This is a genomic window from Brevundimonas sp. Br13 (genome assembly GCF_055391505.1).
Map to the genome: position 1 here is coordinate 2,538,103 of NZ_AP044008.1, position 21,865 is coordinate 2,559,967.

Annotated in this window: 20 protein-coding genes and 1 tRNA gene; 5 read left to right on the plus strand and 16 right to left on the minus strand. The window is 68.4% G+C overall.

The genetic code is table 11. The features are described from left to right. Positions 1-6 precede the first annotated feature (6 nt). Positions 7-363 (minus strand): phage holin family protein, encoded by a 357-nt coding sequence (locus ACZ5M6_RS12475; protein WP_182714989.1) that lies wholly within the window; start codon positions 361-363, stop codon positions 7-9. A gap of 110 nt (positions 364-473) precedes the next feature. Here ACZ5M6_RS12475 and ACZ5M6_RS12480 point away from each other — a divergent pair, with 110 nt between their 5' ends. The 3 genes from ACZ5M6_RS12480 (at position 474) to ACZ5M6_RS12490 (ending at position 2,130) form a co-directional block, all read left to right on the plus strand. Then, positions 474-911 (plus strand): HIT family protein, encoded by a 438-nt coding sequence (locus tag ACZ5M6_RS12480; RefSeq protein WP_348684302.1) that lies wholly within the window; start codon positions 474-476, stop codon positions 909-911. 71 nt (positions 912-982) lie between these two features. Then, positions 983-1,058: transfer RNA gene (locus tag ACZ5M6_RS12485), tRNA-Thr, on the plus strand. Between the two features lie 73 nt (positions 1,059-1,131). Then, positions 1,132-2,130 (plus strand): SMP-30/gluconolactonase/LRE family protein, encoded by a 999-nt coding sequence (locus ACZ5M6_RS12490; protein ID WP_464158775.1) that lies wholly within the window; start codon positions 1,132-1,134, stop codon positions 2,128-2,130. A 26-nt stretch (positions 2,131-2,156) separates the two neighbouring features. Here the strand turns inward: ACZ5M6_RS12490 and gspM are convergent, their stop codons facing one another. The 15 genes from gspM to ACZ5M6_RS12565 form a co-directional block, all read right to left on the minus strand. Further along, positions 2,157-2,630 (minus strand): type II secretion system protein GspM, encoded by a 474-nt coding sequence (gspM, locus tag ACZ5M6_RS12495; protein ID WP_464158776.1) that lies wholly within the window; start codon positions 2,628-2,630, stop codon positions 2,157-2,159. After that, on the minus strand, positions 2,627-3,736 hold the full coding sequence (gene gspL / locus ACZ5M6_RS12500) for a type II secretion system protein GspL (protein ID WP_464158777.1): 1,110 nt from the start codon (positions 3,734-3,736) through the stop codon (positions 2,627-2,629). The genes gspM and gspL overlap by 4 nt, the downstream gene beginning before the upstream one ends. Beyond that, on the minus strand, positions 3,733-4,689 hold the full coding sequence (gene gspK, locus ACZ5M6_RS12505) for a type II secretion system minor pseudopilin GspK (protein WP_263596074.1): 957 nt from the start codon (positions 4,687-4,689) through the stop codon (positions 3,733-3,735). The genes gspL and gspK overlap by 4 nt, the downstream gene beginning before the upstream one ends. Before the next feature lie 26 nt (positions 4,690-4,715). After that, complete coding sequence (gspJ, locus tag ACZ5M6_RS12510) at positions 4,716-5,315, minus strand: type II secretion system minor pseudopilin GspJ (RefSeq protein ID WP_464158778.1); 600 nt, start codon at positions 5,313-5,315, stop codon at positions 4,716-4,718. A gap of 5 nt (positions 5,316-5,320) precedes the next feature. Then, entirely contained in the window at positions 5,321-5,701 is a 381-nt protein-coding gene (gspI, locus tag ACZ5M6_RS12515; RefSeq protein ID WP_228184345.1) for a type II secretion system minor pseudopilin GspI, read from the minus strand. Then, positions 5,694-6,194, minus strand: coding sequence for a GspH/FimT family pseudopilin (locus tag ACZ5M6_RS12520; RefSeq protein ID WP_325100310.1), 501 nt, complete (start codon positions 6,192-6,194; stop codon positions 5,694-5,696). Before ACZ5M6_RS12520 ends, gspI begins: the two co-directional genes overlap by 8 nt. Next, positions 6,163-6,612 carry a type II secretion system major pseudopilin GspG gene (gspG, locus tag ACZ5M6_RS12525; protein WP_054766045.1) on the minus strand — a complete coding sequence of 150 codons (450 nt, stop codon included), beginning with the start codon at positions 6,610-6,612 and terminating at the stop codon, positions 6,163-6,165. The genes ACZ5M6_RS12520 and gspG overlap by 32 nt, the downstream gene beginning before the upstream one ends. A gap of 13 nt (positions 6,613-6,625) precedes the next feature. Then, positions 6,626-7,843, minus strand: coding sequence for a type II secretion system inner membrane protein GspF (gene gspF, locus ACZ5M6_RS12530; protein WP_464158779.1), 1,218 nt, complete (start codon positions 7,841-7,843; stop codon positions 6,626-6,628). After that, the gene (gene gspE / locus ACZ5M6_RS12535; protein WP_409613525.1) at positions 7,843-9,339 is read right to left on the minus strand and encodes a type II secretion system ATPase GspE; all 1,497 of its coding nucleotides are present in this window, start codon (positions 9,337-9,339) and stop codon (positions 7,843-7,845) included. The genes gspF and gspE overlap by 1 nt, the downstream gene beginning before the upstream one ends. Before the next feature lie 4 nt (positions 9,340-9,343). Next, a complete protein-coding gene (gene gspD / locus ACZ5M6_RS12540) occupies positions 9,344-11,497 on the minus strand; it encodes a type II secretion system secretin GspD (RefSeq protein ID WP_409613528.1) in 2,154 nt (717 codons plus the stop codon). Further along, positions 11,494-12,345: a type II secretion system protein N gene (locus ACZ5M6_RS12545; RefSeq protein ID WP_464158780.1), complete on the minus strand. Its 852-nt coding sequence runs from the start codon at positions 12,343-12,345 to the stop codon at positions 11,494-11,496. Before ACZ5M6_RS12545 ends, gspD begins: the two co-directional genes overlap by 4 nt. A 189-nt stretch (positions 12,346-12,534) precedes the next feature. Beyond that, positions 12,535-15,201, minus strand: a complete 2,667-nt coding sequence (locus ACZ5M6_RS12550) for a TonB-dependent receptor domain-containing protein (RefSeq protein WP_464158781.1) — start codon at positions 15,199-15,201, stop codon at positions 12,535-12,537. Positions 15,202-15,277: 76 nt separating this feature from the next. Next, entirely contained in the window at positions 15,278-16,795 is a 1,518-nt protein-coding gene (locus ACZ5M6_RS12555) for a hypothetical protein (protein ID WP_224760958.1), read from the minus strand. 475 nt (positions 16,796-17,270) lie between these two features. Beyond that, positions 17,271-17,786, minus strand: coding sequence for a hypothetical protein (locus tag ACZ5M6_RS12560; protein ID WP_464158782.1), 516 nt, complete (start codon positions 17,784-17,786; stop codon positions 17,271-17,273). Continuing rightward, a complete protein-coding gene (locus ACZ5M6_RS12565) occupies positions 17,786-18,754 on the minus strand; it encodes a M20/M25/M40 family metallo-hydrolase (RefSeq protein WP_464158783.1) in 969 nt (322 codons plus the stop codon). Before ACZ5M6_RS12565 ends, ACZ5M6_RS12560 begins: the two co-directional genes overlap by 1 nt. 117 nt (positions 18,755-18,871) lie before the next feature. On the opposite strand from ACZ5M6_RS12565, the gene ligA reads away from it, so the two are divergent. Continuing rightward, positions 18,872-21,205 (plus strand): NAD-dependent DNA ligase LigA, encoded by a 2,334-nt coding sequence (gene ligA / locus ACZ5M6_RS12570; protein WP_444571969.1) that lies wholly within the window; start codon positions 18,872-18,874, stop codon positions 21,203-21,205. Between the two features lie 175 nt (positions 21,206-21,380). Continuing rightward, positions 21,381-21,803: a DUF2147 domain-containing protein gene (locus ACZ5M6_RS12575; RefSeq protein WP_054766053.1), complete on the plus strand. Its 423-nt coding sequence runs from the start codon at positions 21,381-21,383 to the stop codon at positions 21,801-21,803. The last annotated feature ends 62 nt before the right edge of the window (positions 21,804-21,865 follow it).

A 21,865-nucleotide genomic window follows, 5' to 3' on the forward strand; every position in this document is an offset into this window, starting at 1 on the left:
GCGGCGTCAGCCGCGCTTTTCCTCGTCGCCGATGAAGGCGCCGGCGATCCAGCTGACCACGCCCGTCACGATGGCGGCGCCGATCCCCGCCCACAGGCCGTTCACGGCGAAACCGCCCAGGAACATGGCGGTCAGGCCGATCATGGCGGCGTTCACCACCAGCAGAAACAGCCCCAGGGTCACGATGGTGATCGGGAAGGTCACAATCACCATGAAGGGCCGCACCACCGCATTGACCAGGCCCAGAATCAGGGCGGCCGCGATCAAAGAGCCGTTGTTGGTGAAGGCGACGCCGGGCACCACCTGGGCCGACAGCCAAAGGCCGATCATGGTGACGACGGCCTGAATGATGAAGCGGATCATGATGTCCTCAGGGCTGGAAGCGTCACCATAACGCGCGATCCCGGCAAAAGGCTCCCCTCGATCCGTCGCGCCTGCTAGATTCGCGAAACGACCCGAGACGGAGACTGCAGATGAGCCTTCACGGCGCCTATGACCCCGACAATGTCTTCGCAAAAATCCTTCGCGGCGAACTGCCCTCGGTGAAGGTCTGGGAGGACGACCATGTCCTGGCCTTCATGGACGTCTTTCCTCAGTCGGAGGGCCACGTCCTGATCATCGCCAAACAGTCCCAGGCGCGGAACCTGCTGGAGGTCGAGCCCGACGTCTTGGCCCATATGACGGCGGCGCTTCAACGCACGGCGCGCGCGGTTGAAAGGGCGCTGTCGCCAGACGGCCTGTCGATCATGCAGTTCAACGGCGACGCCGGCGGCCAGACGGTCTTCCATCTGCATTTCCACATCATCCCGCGCTGGGCGGACCGACCGATGAAGGGCCACGGTCACGCTCCCATGGCCGATGCGGCGACGCTGCAGCCTCTCGCGGACAGGATCGCCGCCGCCCTGGACTGAGGCCGCGCGAGGCGTCTTGCGTCCGGCGCGATCCGTCCGCATAAGGCGCGCAGTTCCGTCATACGGACGCGGCCGGTTTAGCTCAGTTGGTAGAGCGCCAGTTTTGTAAACTGGATGTCGCGGGTTCGATTCCTGCAACCGGCACCATTCCCCTTCTTTGAAGACGGATGGCCTTGGACCTGAGGATCGCTACAGTGTCCGCTCTTTTCAGGAGTCCGTCTTGCCTGCTTCTCGTCGTCTGGTGCTCGTCGGCGGTCTCGCCGCTGCGGGCTGCTCCTCCCTCGCCGTGACAGCGGGCGGCGTCCGCCGTATGGACCCAGCCTTAGACGGGGTGGTCGCCCCGGATGCGCGGCTCGAGCGCCTGGCGTCGGGCTTCACCTGGTCCGAAGGCCCGGTCTGGATCGCCGACGGGGACTATCTGCTCTTCAGCGACGTGCCGGAGAACCGCATCCATCGTTGGTCGCGGATGGAAGGTCCCTCGGTCTTCATGGCGCCGTCCGGCTATGACGGGCCCGATCCGTCGGTCTTCCGCGAGCCGGGGTCGAACGGCCTGATCGTCGGCCCGGCGGGGACGATTTTGATGGCGGATCACGGCAATCGGGCGATCGCCCGCGTGGATTTGGCGACCCGGGTCAAGACCTTGCTGGCGACCCATTACCGCGGCGCGCGGTTCAACTCGCCCAATGATCTGGTCCAGGCGTCGAACGGCGCGATCTTCTTCACCGACCCGCCCTACGGCCTCAAGGACATGGACCGTTCGCCGCTGAAGGAGATGGCGGAGAACGGCGTTTACCGCCTCGATCCCGACGGCGGCGTGCATCGTCTGATCGATGATCTGACCTTCCCCAACGGCGTCGCCCTGTCCCCGGATCAGCGCACCCTCTATGTCTCGGTCTCCGATCCGGCGCGACCGGTCCTGATGGCCTATGAGCTGGACGGCGCGGGCGGGATCACGGGCGGCCGGGTGTTCAAGGATTTCGCCGCCCTGGCCGGCCCTTCGGCGCCGGGCCTGCCGGACGGGATGGCGGTCGATCGGGACGGACGCCTGTTCGCCACCGGTCCGGGCGGCGTCCATGTGCTGACGCCGGACGGCCGCAGCCTGGGTCTGATCGACACGGCGGGCGCGGCGGCCAACTGCACCTTCGGCGAAGACGGCCGCACCCTGTTCATCACCGCCGGCGACCGACTGCTGCGGCTTGAGACCCTGACGCGGGGCTGACGAGGCGGGTTAACGACGCGGCGGGTTCAAGGCGCGGTGGTCAGCGTCCCCTCCAGGCTGATCGTGGCGTCGGCGTTCTCGACCACATTCAGGGTCGTCGCCTCGACCTTGCGGTCATGCAGGGCCGCCAGCCAGCCGAAGGCGGCGGTGGTCGACACATTGGTCAGGCTGAACCCCAGCCCCCCTTCGGCCGACATCCCCATCTGGGGCGTCAATCCGGTCGCCGCCCCGACCTCGGCGACGGCGGCGGAGACGTCGACCTCTCCTGCCTTGGCATCGCCGACGGCCAGGCTCCCCGTCCCGCGCTCGATGGCCGTCAGTTCGGCCTCGGCCGTCGCGCGCGTCCGCGCGGCCTCATCGCGCCAGCTCGCCAGCGGCCGAACGATCAGCAACCAGGCCACGACGGCGGCGATCGCCACGCCCATCACGGTCAGCATGCGCCGCTCCCGCAAGGTGCGGCCGTCCCACCAGGCGGCGGCTTGAGCGATCAGGCCGTTCATTGCATCCCTCCGATGATCACTTCGCTGACGACCCGACCGCCGTCCTCGACCGTGGACTGGTCCGTCATCGACAGACCCGAGGCGGTCAGGGCCGCGCGGATCGCGTCCAGATCCGAAAAGGCGGGATAGCTGAGCGTCGCCCGCACCCCCTTGCCCGGGCCGGCGCTGAGACTGTCCAGTTCGGCTCCCTCCACCTGTTCGACCGCCGCGAACAAGGCCGCCGAGACCGCCGCCAGCCCGCCCGGCGGTGGCGCGACCTCGATCAGCCGACGCGCCTCCTGAACGGGATCGGGGGCGCCGGCCGCCTCCGGCAGCCGGGCCTCGATCAGGGCCAGGGTCCGGCGTTCGGCGTCCTGCGCTGCGGCCTGGTCGCGCAAGCCGCCCGCTGCGGTCAGGATCAGGGGCGAGACCAGCAGGGCCGCCGCCAAGGCCGCCGCCAGACGCCAGTCGCCCCGGCCCGGCTCGCGCTTGCGTTCCCGGCCCGACAGCAGATCGACGGCCGGCGCGACGGCGGCGGCGGCCAGCCAGCGCTCCAGGGTCTCGGCGTCCTCGATTCGCACCAGGCGGCGATCGCCGGCGATCAGGTCAACCAGGTCGGACTGCACTGTGGCCGCAAAGCCTTCGCCCCGCAGGGCCGTATCCCCGCCGAAGACGGCGGCGACCAGTTCATCGCCCGACGGCGGCGGCGCAAGAAGACAGTCGGGCGTGACCGCGACCGGCCGCACCCCAAGGGCGGCCAGATAGTCGATCCAGGCTTCCAATAGACCCGCGCTGACGGCGGCGACCAATCGTGGTGCGGTCTCTTCGCCGCGCGCCGCCGGCGCCACGGCCACGACCGTCCTTTCGGGATCGCCGGCCAGTTCGTCCTTCAAGGCCCAGCGCGCAGCGGCCCGCACCTGGGCCGCGCCGCCGACCGGCAGATCCAGCCAGCGCACCAGAACATCGGCTCCCGGCGCCACGGCGACGGTGCGGACATCGGGCGTCGTCAGCGGGTCTTCGAGCAACAGCAACCCGCGCTGCAACACCCGCCCGCCTTCGTCGAAGGTCAGGAAGGGCGCGGGCATGGAGGCGGCCGGCGGGATGATGACGATACGGGTCTGGCTCATTCTTCAGGGGTCCAGCGGCGAATGACGGTGCGCACCGCGCCGTCGGGCGCGGCGTGGATCAAGGCGGTTCGGACGGCGCGACCGCCCGCATAGTCGACGTCGACCGTCAGATCGAAATAGCGCGTGACCAGCGTCACCTGCTCACGGGTCTGATCATCCGGCGAATAGGTTTGCAGGGCCGGCTGCCCCCAGAAGGCGTCCGTAGAGGCCCAGCCCTGGCGCGGTCGGGCGGCGATGGCGGCCCGCGCGCCCTGAACCCCGACCGCGCCCCCGGTCAGCATGGTCAGAAGCGGCGCCTGATCCGGCGTCAAGGTGTTGACGTTCAACTTGGCCGGTTGGGCCGTCGGCAGGGCGCAGACATAGGGTCGAAGCCGATCATAGAGACCGGCGTCGATGTGGGCGACCGCCCGCATCTCGCTGACGTCGGCCAGCATGATTCCGCCGGTCCGGTAGGGCGTGGCGAGGCCGGCGTAACGCGCGTCCTCGGCCCCGCCCGGCGCGGCCTCCGCATCGGCGTCCATCCAGTCGGTCAGGGCGGCGGCGGCGGCGGCCATCCGGGCGCGCGACACGCCCAGGGCGGCCCCCAGGGCGATGAACTGGGCCGCGCCCTCGGGCCGGGCGAACAGATCTTCCCTCTGGCCATAGACCAGCGAGTTCAGGTTGAAACAGGCCTGACCGTCGGTGACGACGGCGCGGATCGCCCCCTCTTCGATCGGGAAGTTCAGCACACGGCCGTTCCAGCGCGGCTCCAGAGGGGTGCGCAGCGGATCGGCCTTGATCAGGTCGGCGATCTGGCGACGGGCCAGGCTCTCGGCCCCGGCGGCGTACCACTGGGCCTGGGCCTGGACGTCGGCGTTGGTGGTGCGACGCACGGAAAAGCGCACGTCGTCCAACAGGACGACCGCCACGGCGGCCATGACGGCCACCAGCAGCAGGACGGTCAGCAGGGCCATCCCTTCGCGCGACGTCCGCCCCCGCCTCATGCCGATGCGACCAGAAAAAGCTGCTCCAGCCGTCCCACCCCGTCCAGGGTCATGACGATACGAACCGCATCGGGCAGCGGTCGGTCGCTGGAGGTGATGAAGGCCTGGGCTTCCGACCCATCCTGAATAAAGGTCACGGCGGCGTCCTTGACCCCGCGACAGAGGACTTGAGGCGGTCCCGGGCGCGCGCCGTCCAGATAGGGGAAGACCCGGCGCTCCAGACGCCCCTCCACCACCCGATATTCGACCCTCTGCAACGACGCCCGCGGGGCCTGGCCGGGATTGGACCAGCCGTTCCGAACCAGGGTCAGGATCGGATCGCCGGGCTGCTCCTGCCCCATCAGGGCGCGCGGCAGAGGCCGCCCGGTCGGGGCGCGAACGCGGCGCGGCGCAGCCTGGGCCAGGTCGGCCTTCAACAGGACGTGCATGCGCTGAAGATCGCCGATCCGGTCGGTCTCGGCGCGCAGAGCGAACCGGGTGTCGATCGTCTGGCTCAGCACCAGGGCGCCCGCACCGGCCAGGAGGGCGAAGATCGCCAAGGCGACCAGCACCTCCACCAGGGTGAAGCCGCCGCGCCTCCCAAGCCTGTGGCCCACGCGCCTCATGCCGCAGCCGCGCGGAACAGAACCCGGTCGGCGACCTGGCCTTCGTCGGTGAAGACGCGAACGTCGATCCGGCCCAGGCCGGGAACCTCGGTTCCCGTCACCACCCGCCGCCAGCGCCACACGCGGCCCGCCAGCTCGACCTGGCCCAAGGTTTCACCGGTCGGCAGGCTGGACGCCAGCATGGCCTCTGCCGCCACGTTTTCAGCGACGACCCCGCCCAGGGTCCGGGCTTCCAGCCGGACCGCCGAGCGTGTCGCCTCTCCCGACAGATTCAACAGGGCCATCGCCGCAAGAGCGAAGACCGCCAACGCCACCAGCATCTCGATCAGGGTGAAGCCGGCGCGGCCCGCCGCTGACGATCGGACGGCCTCAACCATTGATCGACACCTCGCCCGCGCCGTCGATCGAGATGGTGCGGACCTGTTCGTCACGGCTCAGCCGAACCTGCGCCGGATCGGCGATTCCCGTGGGATCGAAGACGATGCGAACAGGGCCGGCGGGCGCCGCGACGCCCTCCGCCCAGGTTCGAGGCGTGAAGACACCGTTCAGCGGCGTCCAGGCCGTCCCGTCGAACTGCGCGAACCGATAGCCGGATGCGTCCGCCTCGACCGCCACCGGACGGTTGGTCATGATGGCCTCCTCTCGGGCGCGCGCCAGCCGAGCGGCGAACTGCTCGGCCTCCACCCCGACGGCCGGTCGAGGATCGGGCATGGAGAGCACCACCGCCCCAGCCGCCAGCCCGATCACCGCGATCGTGACCATCAGCTCGACCAGGGTGAAACCGGCTTTTCTTTTGGCGCCACCGCTCGCCGCGCGGCGGCGCGCTGCTTGAGCGCGGTCAGCCCTGCCAGTTGCCGAGGTCCGCATCATTGCCCTCGCCCCCTTCCTTCCCGTCCGCCCCTAGGGAGAAGACGTCGAACGGCTGGCCGTGCGTGCTCTGGCGGCGGTAGCGATAGGGATTGCCCCAAGGATCTTCGGGCAGACGACGCACATAGCCGCCTTGGCGATAGCGTTCCGGCTGGGCCAGGCCGGCCGGCGCCGACACCAGGGCCTGCAGCCCCTGCTGATCGGTGGGGAAGTTCAGATTGTCGAGGCGATAGGTCTCGATCGCCTGTTCCAGAACCGCGATGTCCGCCTTGGCCTTGGCCACCATGGCCCGGTCCTGGCTGGGCAGGACATTGATGGCCACGACCGTCGCCAACAGGCCGATGATGACGATGACCACCATCAGTTCGACCAGGGTGAAACCTTGACGTTTCCGTCTCTTGTTCTGATTTTCTGAAGTCATCACTAAATGCTCCTCACCCCATCGCCAGGGTGTTGATCTGAAGAATGGGCAGCAGGATCGACAGGACGATCAGGGCCACTACCCCGCCCATGACGACGATGATGGCCGGCTCCAGCAGGCTCAGCATCACGGCGGTGAAGGTGGCGAACTCGCGTTCCAGATAGTCGGCGGCGCGCTCCAGCATGGGCTCCAGCCGGCCGCTGCTCTCGCCCGAAGCGGTCATATAGACCAGCAGCGGCGGGAAGACGCCGGCGCGGCGCATAGCGGCCGACAGGCCCCCGCCCTCGCGAACGGCCTCGGCCATGGTCTCTGTCGCGCGTCTCAGGGCCCGGTTCGACACCGTTCGGGCGGTGATCGTCAGCCCCTCCAGCACGGGCAGGCCGGCCTGAATCATGGTCGACAGGGTCCGCGCCATGCGCGCGCCGTGCAGGTCGCGCGTCAGCCGGCCGACGACCGGCAATCTCAACATCGCCTCATCCATGCGCAGACGGGTTGCAGGATGGCGCCGCGCGGCCACGCCCCCGCCGATCAGGGCCGCCAGGATCAGGATCAGCAACCAGCCCCAGTGCCGCATCAGCGTCGACAGGCCGATCACCATCCGGGTCAGCAGCGGCAGGGTCTGGTTCATGCTTTCGAACTGATCGACCACCTTGGGCACGACGAAGGTCATCAGCACCGCGATGACGCCCAGCGCCACCACCGCCAGGACGGCGGGATAGACGATCGCCGTGATCACCTTGCCCCGCACCTGCTGGTCGCGTTCCAGCCCGTCGGCCAGCCGTTCCAGAATGGGTTGCAGCGCACCGGACTGTTCGCCGGCCGAGACCATGGCCCGGTAGAGCGGCGGAAAGGCGTGGCCCTGCACCGACATGGCGTCGGACAACCGCCGCCCCTCCATCACCCCGGCATGAACGCCTTCCAGCACGCGACGCACGGCGGGCCGGTCCGCCTGGAGGGCCAACGTCCGAAGCGCCTCCTCGACCGGAGAGACGGAAATCAGCGTCGCCAGCTGACGGGTCGTCAGGGCCAGGGTCTTCGCCCCCAGACGGACGCCGGCGCCGCCCTGTAGGGGCCGTTCGCCCCGCGACCCGACACCAGCCGGCGTGAGTTCCAACGCCATCAGGCCGCGACGGCTCAACTGTCCCCTCGCCGCCGTCTCGTCCGCCGCGGTCAGGGCGCCGGACACGGTCCGGCCGACCGCATCGACGGCGACATAGTCGAAGCCCGCCATCAGGCCGCCTCCGCCGGGTCGGACGCCGTTTCCTGGCGGGCCACGCGCACCGCCTCCTCCACCGAGGTGACTCCCTCAAGCACCAGGGCCCGCGCCCTATGCCCCAGGGTTCCCGCCCCATCAAAGGCGGCAGCGACCAGAGCGTCCTCGTCCGCCTCGGCGGCGATCAGGCGACGCAGGCGGTTGCCGACCTTCATCACCTCATAAAGGCCGATCCGACCGACATAGCCGGAGCCGCCGCAGTGGCTGCACCCCTGCGGGCGCCAGACCGTGACCCCGGCCTTGGCGCCGATCAGCTTGGCGGTCTTCTTGTCGGCGACCTCGGGCGTGCGGCAATGGTCGCACAGGCGTCGCACCAGTCGCTGGGCCACGATCAACCGCAGGGTCGAGGCCAGGAGGAAGGGCTCCACCCCCATGTCGCGCAGACGCGTCACCGCCCCCGCCGCGTCGTTGGTGTGGACGGTGGACAGGACCAGATGGCCGGTCAGGGCGGCCTGGACAGCGATGGCGGCGGTTTCGACGTCGCGGATTTCGCCCACCATGACCACGTCCGGGTCCTGGCGCAGAATGGCCCGCAGGCCCGCAGCGAAGGTCATGCCGACCTTGGTGTTGACCTGGGTCTGGCCGACACCGTCGATGGCGTATTCGACCGGGTCTTCGACCGTCAGTATGTTGCGCGTCTGGTCGTTCAACAGGGCCAGGCCCGCATACAGGCTGGTGGTCTTGCCCGACCCCGTCGGCCCGGTGACCAGGATGATTCCGTTCGGCTCGGCCAGGGCCGCGCGGAAGGCGGCCAGGGCGTCGGGCGCCATGCCCAGGCGGTCCAGGGTAAGACCCGCCTGATCCTTGTCCAGGATCCGCATAACCACCCGCTCGCCGCCGCGCGACGGCAGGGTCGAGACCCGCACGTCCAACGTCTTGCCGCCCAGAGCCAGGGGGATGCGCCCGTCCTGGGGCACCCGCTTCTCGGCGATGTCCAGGCGGGCCATGACCTTGATCCGCGACACCAGAAGCGGCGCGATGCGCGGGTTCAGGCTCAGGGCCTCGCGCAGCACACCGTCGATCCGCATCCGCACCAGAAGCGCGCTCTCATAGGTCTCCAGGTGGATGTCCGAGGCGCCGGTCCGCACCGCCTCGGCGATGATCCCGTTGATCAGCCGGATCACCGGGGCGTCGTCGGCCGTATCCAGCAGGTCGGCCGCCGCCGGGATGTCGTCGATCAGACTGTCCAGCCCGGCCGGCATGTCCAGATCCTCGCCGTCCGCCGCCGCCAGATGATCGCCCGCATAGATCTCGGACAGCTGCCGGTCGAAGGCGGCCTGGCTGAGGGGCTCCACCGCCAGCGGCCGACCCAGCACCCGCCGCGCCTCGATCAGCCCCCTGGGGTCGGCGCCCTCGCGCAGGCCCACCCGCGCCACATCGCCGGCGTCCAGCAGCAGGACGCCGTGCCGTTTGGCGAAGCCGTAGGGCAGGCTTGGGCCGACCAAGGTGATCATGGCGTCAATGTCCCGCCGACGGCAGGGGCGCGGCCTCGACCGGGGCCACCGGGGCGGTCACGCCCGTCGGCGCGATCACCATCGGCTCGCCCGTCGCCGGGGCGGCCGGGGCCTGGGTCCGCATATAGTCTCGCACCAGGGCGTCCAGGCTGGGCTCGCGATCCGGCTGCACCGCCTGCTGCTGGTCGCGGATATAGCCCCAGCGGTCCGCAGCCAGACCTTGAGCCTCTTCACGGGTGCGGATGATGGTGGGGCGCAGGAAGACCATCAGATTGGTCCGCCCGCGCTGACGGCTGTTCGAGCGGAACAGGGCGCCGACGCCGGGCAGGTCGCCCAGGCCGGGGATCTTGTCCGCCTGAATGATGTCGTTCTGGTCCAGAAGCCCCCCGGCCACCGCAATGTCGCCGTCGTCGACGACAAGGGTCGTCTGCAGCTCGCGCTTGTCGAAAACCAGATCCGTCGTGCTGCTGGTCAGACCGCCGTTGATGGCCGACACCTCCTGACGCAGCGTCAGGGTGATGGAGCCCCCGGCGTTGATCTGGGGCCGCACCGTCAGCCGCACCCCGATGTCCTTGCGGTCGGTGGTGGTGAAGGGGTTGGAGTTTCCGTCCAGCAGGGTCTGGCCCGTGGTGATCGGCACCTCCTGCCCGACCAGGAAGGTGGCTTCTTCGTTGTCCAGCGTCATGATCGACGGCGTCTGGAGCAGGTTGGAGCCCTTATCGGTCTTGGCCGCATTGATGATGAAGCCGAACAGGCCGTCTCCGACCTCGAACCCGCCGCCGCCGACGAAGCCGTTGGCGCCCACCAGACTGTTCAGGGCCAGGGTCTGCAGCTGTTCGCGCAGAGGATCGTCCTCGTCCAGCTGCCCCGCATAGGCGCCGCCGGCCATTTTCACCAACGGGGTGGCGTTGTCAGTATAGTTGGTCAGGCCGACGCCGTTCTCCCCGCCGTACAGCCACTGGACGCCCAGTTCGCGCACGGCGTTGTCGCTCAGCTCGACCACAATGGCCTCGATCAGCACCTGCTGGCGGCGCACGTCCAGGCGACGGATGACGTCGGCCAAGGTGCGCTGCATGTCGGCCGGCCCGGAAATCACCAGGGCGTTGGCGCCGGGGAAGCGGGCGATGGTGGCGCGCTGGCCGGTGGCGGTGACGGAGGACGAGCCGATGGCGCCGCCCTCGGCGTCTCCGCTCCCCAAGCTGGCGGCGGCGCGCGACAGGCCGCTGGAGGCGCTGGTCGTCGATCCGGTCGCGGCGGTGCGCAAGCCCTGGCTCGTGCTGTTGGAGGCCGTCACGGGCTGGCCCACCACCTGTTGCAACACCGGCAGAAGCTGCTCGGCGTTGGCGTGTTCCAGGAAAACGACGTTCACATCCTGGTTCGCCCTCGACCGGCCGTCCAGGTCATGGATCAGGCCGCGCACCCGCGCCAGGGCCTGGCCGTCGCCGCGCAGGACGATGGAGTTGGAGCTTTCGACCGGCGTGACCGTCACCATGCCCTGCCCGCCCCCGGGCGCGGCCATCACCTGTTGCAGCACCCCGGCGATCTCGCGCGCGGAGGCGTTCTCTAGGGCGACCACCTCATAGCTGGACCGATCCACGTCGATCCGGCCGATCAGCGAGCGGATGCGCGCCAGATTGTCCGAGAAATCGGCCACCACCACGCTGTTGGCGCCCGGATTGGCCAGAACCTGGCCCTGAGCCCCGACCAGGGGCCGAATAGTCTCCGCAGCCGAGGCCGCGTCGATGTTGCGCAGTTGGAAGACCTCGGTCGAGAACCGCTCGGCCCCGACGGTGGACGGTCCCTGGGCCGCGCCCTGGGCGGGACTGATCCGATAGGCGCCCGACTGGGTCGGCGTCACCACCAGGCCGTTGGCCCGCAGGGTGGACAAAAAGACTTCAAACAGTTGGGCCCGACCCAGCGGGCGCTCACTGGTCACCGTCACCGTACCGGTCACGGCCGGGTCGACGATGAAGGTGCGGCCGGTGGTGCGGGCCACGTCCTGGATGAAGGCGCGAATGTCGGCACCCTGGACGTTCAGGGTCTGGCGCGCCTCCTGGGCCAGGACCGGCGAGGCCGCGACCGGCGCCTGAAAAGCCAGAACCAGGGCCAGCGCCCCGACGCCGGAGCGCATCAGCCGGTGGCGCAGAGAGACGGTCATGGTCGCGTCCTTATGGTGGTGGTGCGGGTCTGACCCCCGCGCTCATACTGGATTTCGGCAGAGGAAGCGTCGGCCAGCTGACTTCTCAGGGCGCCGACCGCTTGAGGGCTGTTCAGGGCCACGCCGTTGACCGACAGAATGACGTCGCCCGCCTGAAGACCCGCGCTGCGAAGCTCCGACCCGTCTCCGGCGGACGAGACGGTCAGGCCTTTGACGCCCAGCCCCTGCAGCCTTGGGCGCAAAGCGGCCTGAGCGATCAGGCGTTGGGGATTGACGACTGCGGCTGCGGCCGCGTTCGAGGCGGGGGAAGCGGCGGGCGGGGTCACGATCTGGGGGGTCGAGGGCGGCGGCGGGGGCGACGCGGCCCCGGCAGGCGCATCCGTAAACTCCAACCGGGTCAGGGACTGGCCCCGCGCCAGGGTCACGAAGTCGGGAGCGACAGACTGCAACACCAGTCCGGGCTCGACCTCCTCTCCGACGCCGACGGAAATCTGACGCCCGTCAGCCAGGCCTATGATGGCCGAGCCGCCGCCCACGCCGCCCGCGCGGACGCCGAACAGACGCACCTGACTGGCCTCCGCGCCCGAGGCGCCGGCCAGGGCCCCCTGCCCTCCGGTGCGGAAGAAGGCGTCAAACCGCGACAGTATGCTGACGTCGACAGGCCTAGTCGCAGCGGCGGCGGCCGGCGCCTCAGCCTGGGGCCTGGGCGCGGCGAACAGCCAGATCAGACGGCCGGCCTGCACCAGCAGCAGGGCGATCAGAAGGAGTTCCACGAGGCGGCGCAGCGGCAGACGACGCCCCCTGTCCAGGGCGGCGGAGAGGCTGAGGTTGCGGATGTCAGCAATCACGACGCCAAGCCCGTGCCGGCCCCCGACGGCCGCGAATGGCGTGTAGAACAATCGTCCGTATGCGGGCCTCACCGAAGTGTGAAGACGCGGATAACTTCTCGTGACAGTTCAACCGTGTACGGACATTTAAATCGAAACGGCCGGGAGGCGTTCGCCTCCCGGCCGTCGATGGTTTGCGGTTCTGACGGATCAGAAGCGCGCGGTCAGGCTCACCGAGGCGCTCTGACCCAGGTCATAGTTGTTGACCCGGATCTTGGCGCCCCGCTCCTGGTATTCGTCGAAGTCGGTTCCCAGCAGGTTCCGCAGTTCCAGGGCGAAGCCCATGTCGCGGTCCATGACGGTGAAGTCCTTGCGATAGACGAAGTCCAGGAAGACGCCCGGATCTTGAATGAAATCCGGTTCGCGGCTGGTGCTGATGCCGGCGCCGCGGGCGGTGATGCGATCGCTGACATAGTTGACGATGATCGTCGCCTGAGACCGGGCCGTGTCGTCTTCCCACCCCAGTTGCAGGTTGGCGACGTGATCCGACTGGCCTTGCAGACGGCTGCCGTCCTGAATGAAGAAGGAAGCCTGTTCCGGCGTACCGGCGCCGCCCAGGGTCAGCACCGTATCGCCCGAGCTCACCTTCACCTCAGAGTCGGAGTAGGTGTAGTTGGCCTGGACCAACCAACGCTTGTTGGCGATGAAGGCCATGGGCTGGTCGGGGAACTCGAAATACTTCTTCACCTCGACCTCGGCGCCCATGATGGTCGCCTTGGGCGCGTTCAGGAAGGACTGCTGGCGCTGGTTGCCGACGTCGACGATGACGGATTCAACCGGCTTGTCCATGTCCTTGTAGAAGACGCCGGCCGTGATGAACTGCTGGCGGGCGAAGTACCATTCATACCGTGCGTCCAGGTTCAGCAGTTCGGTGTCCACCAGGTAGGGGTTGCCGATGAAGATGCGGTCGCTTTCCGGATCGGTATAGGCCTGGGGGGCCAGTTCGCGGAACTGCGGGCGACCGATCGTCTTGGACGCGCCGAACCGCAGTTGCTGATCCTCAGCGAAGTTCCAGGTCGCCGTGAAGGAGGGCAGCCAATACTGTTCCTCGATTTCGGTGGCCTTATAGGTCGAGGTGCCGCCGAAAACGTCGCGCGGGGTGACGCTCTGTTGGCCGTCCTCGAAGCGGACGCCTACCGTCGTGCGAACCAGCGGGATGATCTCCGCATCAATCATCGCATAGGCCGCATTGACCTGAAGCTCGGCGTCATAGGCGCTGGCGCCGTTGCTGCCGGCGATTTCGCGCAGCTGCAGAGTGTTCGGATTGATGTTGTAGTCTGAGAACAGATAATCGACCCGCGCGTGACGCTGGCTGTCGGTCAGGCCGTTGACGGCTTCGAACTGCAGATCGTGACGGGTGGCTTCGCGATTGTTGTCGAACGAGGCCACGCCGGCGCTGATGATCGCCTCGCGGATCGAGGACAACGGCAGGGTGTAGGCCACATCCACGCCGCCCGAGACGATGTCGTCGTCCAGTTCGCTGAACGAGATCAGATTGCCCTGAAAGTTGTGGATGTAGTCGCCGGCGGCGTCCACGCCGTATTGGAAGCGGGACTCATAGGGCGCGTCCCGCGACGTCTTGGCGTAGGCGGCCCGCCAGTCGATCTCCAGGGCACCGTCCATGAACTGGTGTTCGCCCGCCAGCTGGCTCGTGAACAGCTGGCGCACGAACCATTCCGTATAGTCGTTGCGGATGACGCTTCCGCCCGCGTCGAAGTCCGGGCCGGCGGCCGAACGCGCTTCCTTGGTGGTGTTGCGGACGTACAGGTTGGTCCACTTCAGCTCATGATCGACCGTCTTCAGCGACAGGCCGCCGAGCATGTTCAACCGGATGTCGTTCTGGTTCGATTCGACGTCATAGGAAGAGGAGACCTCCAGGGCGTCGCCCTGGAACTGGCCCTCTTGCTGAACGCCGCGACGGGCGCGCCAGCTGTTGTCGTAGCCGGCGACCGCGATAAGGCCCAGCGTCCCCAGGCCGGTGTCCTGCGAGAACCCGCCGGCCAGCTCGACGCCGCCGTCGATCGGGGTCTTCTCGCGTTGCAACAGCCGAAGCGGGGCGTTCTCCAACGACTGCCCCATGGCCTGAAGCTGGGCGGCCGAGAAGTTGGCGGTGTTGATCTGCTTGCCCTGGTCGAAGGCGATGCGGATGGCGCCAGGCACGTCGCGGGTGTCGTCGTCGAAGCCGGTGAAGTCGGTGCGCGACCCGTAGTAGATCAGGCTTTCCTTGCCCGTCGATTCCGTGTTGCCGCCCAGCGACAGCTTCATGTTGAAGAAGGGTTCGTTCGGGGCGTCGATCGTGTGCAGATCGATCACGCCGCCGCCGAATTCGCCGGGAAAGTTGGGCGAATAGGTCTTCTGAACCGTCACGCCGTCCAGGATGCTGGAGGGAAACAGGTCCAGGGGCACGACCCGTTGCAGAGGCTCGGGGCTGGGCAGTGGCGAACCGTTCAGCAGGGCCGACGAATAGCGCTCGCCCAGGCCGCGGACGTAGATGAACCGGCCCTCGACGATCGACAGGCCGGTGACGCGGGTCAGGGCGGCGGCGGCGTTGCTGTCGCCGGTGCGCTCCAGGTCTTCCGAGGTCAGGAAGGCGGCGACTTCAGAGCTTTCGCGGTTTGGCTCGGGGATATAGCGCCCCAGGACGACGATCTCGCCGACTTCGGCGGGCTCTTGATCGACTTGTTCCGCCGAGGTCTGGGCCGGATTCTGGGCCGTCGGGGCGGTTTCAGGTGCGGCTTGGGCGAACGCCAGGCCGGGCGCAATCAGCGCGCTGGTGGCGAGAAGGACCCCGCTCAGGGTCAGAGAAAGTCTATTCATGGTCTGCGCCTTGAAGGGGTCAGGAAACGCGAAGAACCGGCGGCGACCCTGAAGGCCGCCGCCGGCGCTGTCGTCATCAGCAGGGAGAGCCGGCCGTCAGGCCGCAGGTCCAACCCTGCCACCAGGTGTCCTGGGCGTTCCGCACAGCGCCGATGTAGTTGACGCTGTCGAAGAAGCTGTAGACCGTCTTCGGATCGATCGCCGTCACGGCGTTCTCATTGGCGCCGTTGATGAAGGCCAGGTTCTGGTTGGCGATGGTCGTGCCGGAAGCCGGGGCCGTCAGGGTCGAAGTTCCCGCCGCCGTCACATTGGTGTTGCGGGCGTTGGTGAACACCGCCGTCGAACGGGCGACGTTGGCCGGACGGTAGGAGACCGAGCAGGACATGTAGATCGAACGCAGCGAAGGCGTCGTGCCCCCGTCGAAGCTCGTCTGGGTGTCGGCGTCAGCGATGTCGAAGCAGCCGGCGACCGAGCCCGTCGTCGAGGTGGCGACGATGTTGATCAGGGTCGGGTTGGTGCCGGTGTCGAAGTGCATGACCGTGTGGGCGTCGGTCGGGGCGTTGCGGCCGACCAGGGTCCAGTTGGCGATCTTCGGCTGCGACAGATAGCGCGAAGCATAAGGCGTCGAAGACGGAGCCGACGAGAACTCGAAGCCGGCCGACCGGCTGGTCGAGTTCGGGGCCCGCTGGGTCACGATGCCGAACTGGGCGCCGCCGCGCCAGCCGGTGTCGGTGTCCAGACCGTCGTCGTCGGCGCCGTTGATGACGATGTGCTTGAGGTTGGCGTTGCCGCCGAAGATCTCGATGCCGTCGTCGGAGCTGTTGTAAGACTGGATGTACTCCAGAACCGTGCCGGAGCCGACGCCGGCCAGGGTCAGGGCCTGCAGCTCATTTCCGGTCGAGATTTCAAAGCCGGAATATTTGATCTGAACGTAGCGCAGACGGCCCGAGTTGTCGGTCGCCGTATTGCCGCCGTAGAAGGCGTTGGTGCCCTCGACCTGGCCGGTGCAGGTGACCGGCGCCGTCAGCTGGCAGTTGGCCTGGGGCGCGCGGCCGGCCAGGACGATCCCGCCCCACTGACCTTGCGAGGTCGCCGTGGCCGTGCCCTCGACGTCCTGGCGGCTGGTGAAGATGATCGGCTTGGTGGAGGTGCCCTCGGCGTAGATTTGCGAGCCGCGGTTGACCAGCAGATAGTCACCGCCGCTGGAGGCGAAGATCTTCACACCCGGTTCGATGGTCAGGATGCCCTGCGTGCCCGTGGTCGAGGCGGGATCGATGCCGCGGTCGGTGCCCACCTCGGTGCGGCCGCTGATCGAATAGATGGTGCCGGCGCGGACGGCCAGGCTGAGGTTGCCCAGAATCTGCTGCGGCAGTTGGCAAACGCGCAGCGAGCCGTTGGCGATGGTGCCGACATTGGCCAGGCCGGTCGGGCAATCCGCAGCGGGCGTGCCGGGGGCCGGCGTGTTGCCGCCACCGTTGTTGCCGCCGTTGTTGCCGCCGTTGCCGAAGTTGCCTTCGCCGGGCGAAGCCACTTCCGCCGAGCCGCAGGCGGCGAGCGCGAGGGCGCTGGCCGCCGTCACGAGCAGGGTTTTCATCTGAAGGCCGGTCATCGTCAGTCCACCGTGTCTGGTCAAAGAGCTATGACAGGGGGCGCCCGAGCCCATGCCCGGCCGCAAAGACGTGATCGCCCCTCCTGCCCGAGTGGAGTCATTAGGGATGCTGTGTGAAGGCGCATGCGCTGTTGCGTGAAGCTTCAGCGGAGCTTTTGCTGCGGATTGCGATCCATTTTACGACAAACGATCTGCCTTCGGATCACTGGCTCTCGTCCAAGGCCCTGCGGCGGCGCGCCTTCTTCGGTCTGGCCTTGACCCAATCTGGAAATCTATCTTAGGTTGCAACGTGTCGCGCGATCCCGAAATAAAATCCGGACCTCCACGTCCCGCGCAAGACCGGCGCGCCGCCGACCCAGGGCGGCGACGCGGGTCGATCATCTTGGCTGGCGCCGTCGGCGCCTTCATCTGGCTGACGATCGCCGGCGCGGCCTGGCTGGCGGCGCGGGCCCTCGGTTGATCAGTCGCCGTTCCACCACGTCAGGCTGACGGGGAACCGGCGATCGCCCACCTGAACGGCCCCGCTCATAACCGGCGTCTGGTCGCCCAGATTGCGTCTGGCGGTCGCCAGGGCGCCCTGGTCGATCCGCAGATCCAGACGCACCGCCTCTCCGCGCGCAGCGGTTCCCGTCATCCGCAGCCTATCGTCCGTGATCTCATAGGCCTGCAGCGACACCGGCGGCGAGCCGTCCGACCCGGCGAGGGTCAGGATCAAAGGCGCGCCCGCCCGCGATCCCCGCTCCCACGCTTCAAAGGCCGCGATCTGGCCGACGAACAGCCCGGCCAAGTCCCCCGGTGCAGCCCCGCCCCCAACCGGCCGATACTGGCCCGAGACGTCGCCGCTCAGCTGGTGACGGAAGGCCGCCTCAACCGGCGCCCGCTCTGCGGTCTCCGCCCCCCGGCGCACTCCGCCCTCCCGGCCTTCGCACCCCGCCAGGGCCGCAATACAGAGAAGAATCCCGCCCAGGCGCCGCATCAGCGATCCAACGACCGGTCCAGAGCCCGGAATCCGGCGATGGCCAGTTCGGTCGAGGCGGCGAAGACCTCCGGCCGGATCCGCTCGAAGTCGTCGCTGGGGCGATGATAGTCGGGGTGATAATCGACGCCCATATAGAGGAAGGGAACCCCGGCCTCATGGAAGGGGGCGTGATCGGAGGCGTCCACCCAATTGTCCTCTCCCTCGTCCTGCGGCGTGTCCTTGCCGAAGGCGAGGCGGACCGGCCCTACCGGAGCGATCGGCTCCAGGATCGGGCGTAGACTCGGATTCTGATAGGTCCCCGTGACCCATAGCCGCCCATCGGTCTCGGCCCGCGCCGTCATGTCGAAGTTCAGGTTCAAGGCGACGGCGGACAGGGGCATGGGCGGGGCCTTGACGAACTCTTTCGCTCCCAGCAGCCCGCGCTCTTCCCCGTCGAAGAAGACGAGCAGAACGCTGTGCTCCGGCGCCTCGGCCTTCAGCCGCTTGGCCAGCTCCAGGGCGGTCGCGACGCCGGAGGCGTTGTCGTCTGCGCCGTTGTAGATCTGACCGCCGTGGACGCCGACGTGATCATAGTGGGCCGACACGACGATATAGCGGTCGCTGACCCGGCGGCCGGGAATCAGCCCCAGAATATTGACGCCGCGATAGGTTGTCGGCCCGTTGGGCGAATCGCCCACGGCTTCGAACGGCTGCAGCCGCCCGAACGGCGCCGGCGCCACGCCCAGGGCCTCCAGCCGCGACACGAGATAGGCCCTGGCCCGCTCTCCACCGGGCGAGCCGGTGTCGCGCCCCTCCATCTCGTCCGACGACAGGATCCGCACGTCCGCCAGCAGCTGATCATAGACGGAGGCGGGCGCGGCGACCGTCTGGCCGACCGGCGTGGCGGTCGGCGTGACACAGCCGGCCGCCCCGACCGCGAGGCCCGCCGCCATGACGGCGCTGACGAAAGAACGGACGGTCGGCATGGGCGGCTCCACGGGGTCGATACGGCAACTTAGCGCGGCGCCGCGGCGCCGTCAGCCGCGTTGACGGGATGAACCTGACGCTGCGCATGCTTTGAAACAGATGATAGGGAGTTCGACATGTCCAGCGCGATTCCCGCCTTTCCGCCCGTCGAAGACCTGACCGCCGAGACGGCGGCTGAGGAGCTGGCCTGGCTGGCCGCCGAAATGGCTCGCCACGACGCCCTCTATAATGAGGCGACGCCCGAGATTTCCGACGCGGACTATGACGCCCTGCGCGCCCGGAACCTGGCGGTCGAGGCCGCCTTCCCCGATCTGGTCCGACCCGACTCCCCGTCGAACAAGGTCGGCGCCGCCGCCTCCAGCCAGTTCGCCGAAGTGCGCCACGGCGTCCCCATGCTGTCGCTGGACAACGCCTTCGACGAGGGGGAGGTGCGCGACTTCGTCGCCCGCATCGCCCGCTTCCTGAAACTGCCGGCCGACGAACCCATCGCCTTCGTCGCCGAGCCCAAGATCGACGGCCTGTCCGCCAACCTCCTCTATGTCGACGGCCGCCTGACCCTCGGCGCCACACGCGGCGACGGCCGCACCGGCGAGGACGTGACCGCCAATCTGAACACCATCGCCGATGTGAAACAGGCCCTGGCCGGCGACGACTGGCCCGACCGGATCGAGATCCGGGGCGAAGTCTACGCCCCCAATGACGCCTTCGCCGCCTTCAACGCCGCCGCCGAGGCCGAGGGCCGCCGCACCTACGCCAACCCCCGCAACTTCGCTGCGGGCTCCCTTCGCCAGAAGGACGCCCGGATCACGGGCAAAAGGCCGCTGAACTTCTTCGCCTACGCCTGGGGCGAACACTCCAGCGATTTCGCCGAGACCCAGTGGGAGGCCCTGCAAAAGCTCAAGGCCTGGGGCTTTCCCGTCAACGCCCGCTCGCGCCGGGTCGAGGGCGCCGAGGGCCTGATCGCCGTCTATCGCGAGCTGGAACGCGACCGCGCGACCCTGGGCTATGACATCGACGGCGTGGTCTACAAGGTCGACCGCATCGACTGGCAACGCCGGCTGGGCTTCGTCGCCCGCAGCCCCCGCTGGGCCATCGCCCACAAGTTCCCGGCGCAACAGGCGACCACGGTGCTGGAGGGGATCGACATCCAGGTCGGCCGCACCGGCTCCCTGACCCCCGTGGCCCGGCTCCACCCCGTCACCGTCGGCGGGGTCGTGGTCAGGAACGCCACCCTGCACAATGAAGACGAGATCGAACGTCTGGACGTCCGCATCGGCGACACCGTCCGCCTGCAACGCGCCGGAGACGTCATTCCTCAGATTCTGGGCGTGGTCCCGGACCTGCGGCCCGCCGACGCCGTCCCCTATGTCTTCCCCGACAAATGCCCGGTCTGCGGCTCGGAGGCCGTGCGGGAGGGCGACGAGGTCAAGCGCCGCTGCACCGGCGGCCTGATCTGCGACGCCCAGATCGTCGAGCGGCTGAAGCATTTCGTCAGCCGCCGCGCCTTCGACATCGAAGGCCTGGGCGAGAAACAGCTTGTCGCCTTCCACGCCCGCGGCTGGATCAAGGAGCCCGCCGACATCTTCCGCCTGGCGCGCGATGCGGACCGGCTGAAGGAATTGGAGCGCGAAGATGGCTATGGCGAGACCAGCATCCGCAACCTGGTCGCCGGCATCGACGCCCGGCGCGTCATTGCGCTGGACCGGTTCCTGTTCGGCCTGGGCATACGCGACATCGGCGAACAGACCTCCATCGTCCTGGCTCGGGCCTTCGAAAGCTGGTCCGCGCTGAAGGCCGCCTGCGTCCAGGCCGCCTCGGGTGTGCCGTCCGACGCCTGGACCACGCTCGCCTCCGCCCACGCCATATCGCCCCGCGTCCTGACCCTGATGGCCGAGGCGACGCCCCCCGCCGTCGATCCCTGGCCCGAGGCGACGATGGACATGAAGATCAGTCAGGCCTTCCCCGGCATGGCCGCCCCGGCCCGCCGCTCGCTGGCGACGATGGTTCAGGACTGGTCCGGCCTGGTCGAACTGGCCCGCGTGGCGCGTGAGGAAGCCCCGTCCGAAATCCTGAACCAGATCGCCGGCGTCACCGGCGTCGGCCCCGTCGCCGCCCTGGCCCTGGCCCACTTCTTCCACGAGCCGCACAATCTGAAGGTCGTCGCCGCGCTCGAGGCCGAGCTGACCGAAATCCTCGACGCCGAACGGCCCAAGTCCGACACCCCGGTCGCGGGCAAGACCGTCGTCTTCACCGGCGCCCTGGAACGCTTCACCCGCGACGAGGCCAAGGCCCGCGCCGAAAGCCTGGGCGCCAAGGTTTCAGGTTCCGTCTCGAAAAAGACCGACTACCTGGTCGCCGGCCCCGGCGCCGGGTCCAAGCTCAAGGACGCCGAAAAGCACGGGGTTCGGGTGCTGACCGAGGACGAGTGGCTGGCTCTGATCGGGGGATAGGTGGGGGCTTAGCCGGTCCGCGCGCGGAACACCCGCTGCTCCAGCCGCCGAAAGCTTCCCTAAGGTCCGGTTTTTGTTGGCGATAAGGTGATCGGCAGAGCCTTGTTTTGATCCAAAACCGGGATCACCTTGCGCCCAACGGGCGGCGTCGCCGACCCGAACAGAGGAAACGACGATGAAGACCAAGATCATGCTGGCCGCCGCCGCCCTGGCGACCGCCCTCGCCTCCCCCGCCCTGGCCGGCGATCCGACTGGCCTGTGGCAGACCCCCACCAATGGCGGCCAGGTGCGGATCAGCCGCTGCGGCCAGGCCCTGTGCGGGACGCTGGTGACGTCGAACCACATCCGCGCCGACCCCAATGTGCGCGACGAGCACAATCGCGACGCCAGCCTGCGGGGCCGGACCCTGCGCAATCTGCCCATGCTTTCGGGCTTTACCGGCGGCCCCACGGAATGGCGCAACGGCTCCGTCTATAATCCGGCTGACGGCCGCACCTATCGCGGCACCATCACCATGAACGGGGACAACAGCCTGAACCTGCGTGGCTGTGTCGTCGCTCCCCTGTGCAAGACCCAGACCTGGACCCGCATCCAGTAATCCTCTTCGGCGCAGAACAGCAAAGGCCCGGCCGGATCGCTCCGGCCGGGCCTTTTCATGGC